This is a genomic window from Aquabacterium parvum (assembly GCF_001447195.1).
GTDB lineage: Bacteria > Pseudomonadota > Gammaproteobacteria > Burkholderiales > Burkholderiaceae_C > Aquabacterium > Aquabacterium parvum.
This window is the reverse complement of record NZ_LFRI01000470.1, coordinates 1-5,758: the sequence shown is the minus strand read 5'-3', so window position 1 is coordinate 5,758 and position 5,758 is coordinate 1. Positions and strand designations below refer to the sequence as shown.

Sequence of the window (5,758 nt, the reverse complement as noted above, 5' to 3'; positions counted from 1 at the left end):
ACACTGGCGACCACGCTCAAAGAAGGCCTGGTGGTGGGCATGCGCTCCATGCCCGGCAATCCGTACGACGGGCACACGCTGGATGAGACCATCGAGCAGGTGAGCATCCTGGCCAACCACCGGCCGCGTACTGTGAGGTTGCCCTTGTTTGCCGGAGTTCTTAACTCATCGATTACGCGGCCTTCTTGTGCTGTGCCGCGTGCCAGCGTTGCTCGTACTGCATCGGGCTGAGATAACCCAGTGTCGAATGCAGCCGCTTGTGATTGTAAAAGCCAAGCCAGTCGATGACCGCGTCCATGGCGTCTCGGCGGGTGGCGAACCTGTGGCCATGCAGGCGGGCTGTCTTGAGTTTGCCCCACAGGCTTTCGGTGGGCGCGTTGTCCCAGCAATTGCCTTTGCGGCTCATCGACGAGCGCATGCCCCAGGAGGTCAGCATCCTCTGGAAGTCATGGCTGCAGTACTGACTGCCCCGATCACTGTGGAAGATCAGTCCCGGGCTTGGCCGACGGCGGAAGCAAGCCATCGTCAATGCGTCCTTGACCAGGCTGGTCTGCATGTGTGGTTTCATGCTCCAGCCCACCACCTGACGGCTGAACAAGTCAATGACGGCGGCCAAGTACAGCCAGCCCTCGTCCGTAGCGATGTAGGTGATGTCGCCGCTCCACAGCACATTGGGGGCCTCCGGCGTGAAGCGCCGCTGCACCAGATCAGGCGCCACCGGCAGGCCGTGCTTGCTGTCGGTCGTCACGACGAACTTGCGCTTGGTTCTCGCTCGGATACCGTGCTGCTGCATCAATCGCTGCACACGCTCTTTGCCGACGCGGATGCCACGCACCACCAACTCCTTGTGCATGCGTGGCCAGCCATACTCGCCCTTGACCTCGGCGTGGATGCCGCGCATGTGCGCCAGCAGAGCTTCGTCGCTGTGCCGCCTGGGACCGGGCTTGCCGTCTTGAGCGCACGCACGGCGGCGTTGCCAGTCGAAGTACCCGCTGGCGCTGATCTCCAGCACCCGGCATATCACGCTGACAGGCCAGCGCCCCTTCACTTGCTCGACCCAGGCGTACCTCGCAGCGTGTCCTGCGCGAAGTACGCCGCCGCTTTTTTTGCAATGTCGCGCTCCATGCGAAGCTGGGCGTTCTCCGCCCTCAGGCGGGCCAACTCCATCTGTTCGGGTGTGATCGCCGCCTTCTGCGGCTCGCTGACCAGCTCGCCGCGTTCGCTGCTGCGCACCCAGTTGCTCAAGGTCGCCTTGGGAAGACCCAGCACCTTGGCCACCACTGCTACTGCCTGGCCGGCCTTGACCTGGCGGATCGCTTCCAGTTTGTACTCCGGCGTGTACCGGGCTCGAACTTGCTTGTCTGTCATTTCAATGCTCTACGTCTATTTGAACAGGAGCTAAGAACTACGTTTTACGGGGGCAACCTCACTGTGATGGTGGACAAGGGCTACAAGGGTGCCGAGGTCGAGGGCGTGCAGATTCTCAGATCAGGCCAGCGGCGAGGCGTGACGCGCACGATGAAGGCCATGATCAAACGGCGAAGCGCGATCGAGCCGACGATCGGACACATGAAGAGCGACGGACGACTGGATCGAAATCCACTCAAGGGCGCGCTGGGCGATGCGCTGCATGCCGTGCTGTGCGGTGCCGGGCACAACATCCGCCTGCTGCTGAGCCTGTTGAGGCTTTTTGTTGCCCATCTACAGGCCGTTGTCTTGGCTTGGCTGGCGCGCTCGGCCTGTCACTACCGCGTTCAGGTTGCGCTGACTGCCGCGTGAGGCAATTGTTCAGGGCGGACTCGCTAGTCCGAACGGAATGGCACCAAGCCGGTGATTCCTGATCCTCGCCGGTCTGTTTGGTGCCGTTCAGTTCTTCACTGAACGGCACGGGCCGCATCCCAAGGCGTCTTTGTTGCGAGCGGGCTTGATATCGGGGGCGTCGCCATTACTGACAAGCGGGAACGGACTCGATAGCGGCCTTGGGCTGGCCATAGCGGTCAGCCCGGTCGGTGAGGTCGGTATTTAGAAATTCGCGGCCACCGAAACTCGAACCGCACGCGGTGAACCCGGCGTGATGTTGTCGTTGCCGTTCGCCGTGGGGAAATACCTGCGGTCGAATAGGTTTTCAAGATTCAACTGCGCACGCAGATCCTTGCTGATCTTGTAATAGACGGCCGCATCCACGCGGGTAAATGCCGGCAGCGTCACCTGGTTGTTGATCGCCGCGAAGCTGCCATCCTGGTAAATCACGCCCAATCCGGCAGCCCAAGCCGGTGTGATCTGGTATTTGTTCCAGAGTGAAACGCTATGGCGCGGCACCAGCTCAACTTTTGCTCCAGCCCTGGCTGCGTTTGTGTCGCTGCTGATGTAGGCATCCTGATAGGCATAGCCGCCCATGATTTTCCAAGCCGGGGTGATGTTTCCGCTCATGCCGAGTTCAACGCCCTTGCTGCGGGTGCTGCCGGTCTGCACGGTCAGTGCCGGATTGGTCGGGTCAGTTGCGCGGGTATTGTCGCGATCCAACTGATAGATCGCGACGTTGAGCGCAAGCGATGGCAGCACATCCCATTTTGCCCCGATTTCATAGTTCGTGAACTTTTCCGGCTTGAGGGTTTGCGTGGTCACGTCCAGCGTCGTGAACTGGTCGCCGGAATACGGCAGGTACGACACGCTGTAGCTTGCGTATAGCGACAGCGGACGGACCGGCTTGTACACCAGACCCAGGCGCGGCGAAACCAGGTTGTCGGAGCGGCTGAGTTCCTGGCCGTTGCGGTTGTTGCGATAGTCGAGCTTGAAATTGTCGTAGCGCAGGCCGGCGATCGCCTGCCATTGCGGCGACAATTCGATCTGATCCTGTGCATACAGCGCGGCAACAGATGCCGTGCTTTCCTCATTGGCGTCGGTCGCGTTCTGGCGGAAGGTTACCGGCGTAAAGACCGTCGGCGTGGCGAACGGGACAGAGATCGACGTCGTGGCATTGTTGAAGAAACCGGTGTTGCGGAAGCCTTTCGACTCCTGGCGCCCGAATTCGGCGCCGGCCAGTAGCCTGTGTTTCACGGTGCCGGCCTGGAGCGTGTAGGTCAGGTCGGTCTGGTTGATGAGGTTGCGGCGCGGGGTCGAATTGTTATAGGCCGACAGGCTGACCTGGGTGCCCGCGGCGTTGACGGCGCCCGGATACACGTTCTGGTAGAACTTGTCGACGTCGGTATACAGTGTGCTGTTGCGGATATGGAGGCCTGCGCTGGTGTCGTGGTCGACCGTTGCGCTGAACGCGTTCTTGGTAGCTTCCCAGTTGCTGAGGTCCGGATTGCCGAAGAACGTGGATCGGTCGGCATTCGATGGCCGGCCCTGGAACGAGGGTATGCCGCGGTCGGTCGTGCGGGTATCCTTGAAGTACTCGTAGCCGAGCTTGATCCTGGTTTGGGCGCTGGGCGCGATCGTCAGTGTCGGGTTGATGCCGTAGCGCTTGAGTTCCACGTAGTCGCGGTAACTGTCAGATTGCTCGAGCACGCTATTGAGGCGGAAGGCAACCGTTTCATTGATGCCCTGGCCGACATCGACGGTTACCCGCTTGTTGTTGTGCGACCCGGCCTGCAGCGTGACTTCGCGCACGGCATCCCAGCTAGCTTCCTTGGTCACGCTGTTGATGACGCCGCCGCCGCCGCCGCGGCCGAAGATCATCGCGTTGGGGCCTTTCAGCGCTTCCACGCGTTCAATGTTGTAGAGATCGCGCTTGTACCGCGCGTCGTCGCGCAAGCCGTTGACGAAGAAGTCGGCTGATGACGCCGTGCCGCGGATGATCGGGTTGTCGCGATGGCTTCCTCCCTGGGATACGCCGACGCCTGGCGTATACCGAATGACGTCGTCCATGCCTTGCATGGCCTGGTCCTTGATCAGTTCCTGCGTTACCACAGTGACGGCCTGCGGCACGTCGCGCAGCGGCGTATCGGTCCGAGTGGCGGTGGTGCTCTGTTTGGCGGTATAGGTGGGGAGCGCCGGTGCAGTGACCGTCACTACGGGCAGCGACACTTCGCTCCTCGCCCCAGCTTGCGTCTGTTTGTCGGTGGGTTGCGACGGAGCGTTCTGCTGCGCCAGTGCCGGGACTGAAAAGGCGGCCAGCAGAGCCAGGGATAGCGGCGTTAGACTCGCGCGCAGGGAGTGCTTTGTCAGTAGGTGTTGCACGATGAATCCTCAGTAAGAAAAAAAGCGTCTAGCCGAAGCGGGAGCTGGGCTTCCGCGAGTCAATTCTAGGCATGGCAACGTTGTAACCGTTGGGGGATGAGCCCCCGCTTGACGTAGAGCTCAAGTGGGCGTGGCGGGCTGGAGAAGATGGGCGCTTCTTGGCTGGCTGAGCAACGGATAGATGACAATGAGAATTGTTCCCATTGTACTCTCGGAAACGTTGCTTTTGCAATACATTTCCGCGATGTGGGGCGATGTGGGGGAATGGAGGATGCAAGCTCGTCGGGGTTCCCTTGATTCCCGTGCACTTTGCGACGGTAGCCACCTAAGGGGTTTAGAGATGAGGTGTAGAAATCTACTATCCATCCCCGAAACAGTTTTCCACAAACGTGCGCAGCTGCGACAGGTCCGTCTTGGCGTAGGCCGCCGTCGTTTGTACGCTGGCGTGGCCGAGCAACGCTTGGGTGACCGGCAGCGGGGCCTGATGGTCGACCACCAGCGCCCTGGCGTAGGCATGGCGCAGCCAATGCGGCGAGGCCGCGCGCAACAGGATGTCTCGCGCCGGATCGCTGGAGTCGAGGTTGGCAGCGGCCGCCGCGAAGATGGCCTTGACCTCGGCATACAGCCCGCCGTCCTGCAGCGATCCGCCCTTGAAACCGTGGATCAATGGCAGCACCTCGTGCGCGGCCGGTTCGGGAGGCAGGCCCCGCGCCACGCGGTACGCGCGAAGCGGCGCGACCGCCATCGCCGGCAAGGGAATGACGCGCGGCTTGTCGCCCTTGCCGAGCACATGCAGCGTCCACTGCCCGCCGTCGCCAGCCTCGACGCACGGCAAATTGGACTCGATCGTCCACGCCAATTCCGCCAGCCGCACGCCGCCGTAGCGATACAGCACCCAGATGACGCGCCGGCGCAATATGGCGAGATCGTCGACATCAGTCGAAACGGCAGCCATCGCAACGTCGCACGCGGCGAGCGCCGTCGTCGGCAGGCAACGCCGCGGCGAGAAGCCGACGCGCGCCTGCGTTCCGGTGACTAGGCCGGATGCCGGATTGGCGATCAGGTAGCCGGTGTCGAACCAGTATTGGTACAGGCTGGCGACGACGGCCAGCGCCCGTGCCTGGGTGCATTCGCCCGGCGCCATCGCGCGCTGGCGGCCGTCGCCAGCCATGGTGGCGCGCGGTTGCCGTAGCGTATCGCGCCAGGCGAGCAAGTCATTGCGCGTCAGATCCGATAGCGGCCCGAGCTGCCGGTCGCGGCACCAGCCGATCAGACGGCGCAGATCGGCCGCATAGGCGCGCAGCGTATGGCGAGACCGGCTCGCGCGCTCGCGCAGAAACAGCGCGACGGCCTGGGCGTCGTCGATGACCGCCAGCGTGTTCGTGGCGGCGTCCCGGTTCAGGAACGGGGTTCGGGGAGCAATGGAACAGCCAACCGACTTAGTCCGCCCTGAACAATTGCCTCACGCGGCAGTCAGCGCAACCTGAACGCGGTAGTGACAGGCCGAGCGCGCCAGCCAAGCCAAGACAACGGCCTGTAGATGGGCAACAAAAAGCCTCAACAGGCTCAGCAGCAG

Annotated in this window: 3 protein-coding genes and 1 pseudogene; 1 reads left to right on the top strand and 3 read right to left on the bottom strand. The window is 62.4% G+C overall.

Going from position 1 to position 5,758, the window contains the following annotated elements; genetic code table 11:
- Positions 1-172: 172 nt before the first annotated feature.
- Positions 173-1,368, bottom strand: a protein-coding gene (locus ABG80_RS18085) for an IS3 family transposase (protein ID WP_152987731.1) whose coding sequence is annotated in 2 segments (ribosomal slippage) — positions 173-1,098 and positions 1,098-1,368 — 1,197 coding nt in all. Because the reading frame shifts where the segments join, the coding sequence is not laid out codon by codon here.
- Positions 1,369-1,434: 66 nt separating this feature from the next.
- Here ABG80_RS18085 and ABG80_RS18075 point away from each other — a divergent pair.
- Positions 1,435-1,779: pseudogene (locus ABG80_RS18075) on the top strand (IS5/IS1182 family transposase); the annotation flags it as partial.
- A gap of 243 nt (positions 1,780-2,022) precedes the next feature.
- Here ABG80_RS18075 and ABG80_RS18070 read toward each other — a convergent pair.
- Positions 2,023-4,182 carry a TonB-dependent receptor gene (locus tag ABG80_RS18070; protein ID WP_235513939.1) on the bottom strand — a complete coding sequence of 720 codons (2,160 nt, stop codon included), beginning with the start codon at positions 4,180-4,182 and terminating at the stop codon, positions 2,023-2,025.
- Between the two features lie 358 nt (positions 4,183-4,540).
- The gene (locus ABG80_RS18065) at positions 4,541-5,464 is read right to left on the bottom strand and encodes a tyrosine-type recombinase/integrase (RefSeq protein WP_235513940.1); all 924 of its coding nucleotides are present in this window, start codon (positions 5,462-5,464) and stop codon (positions 4,541-4,543) included.
- Positions 5,465-5,758: the final 294 nt, after the last annotated feature.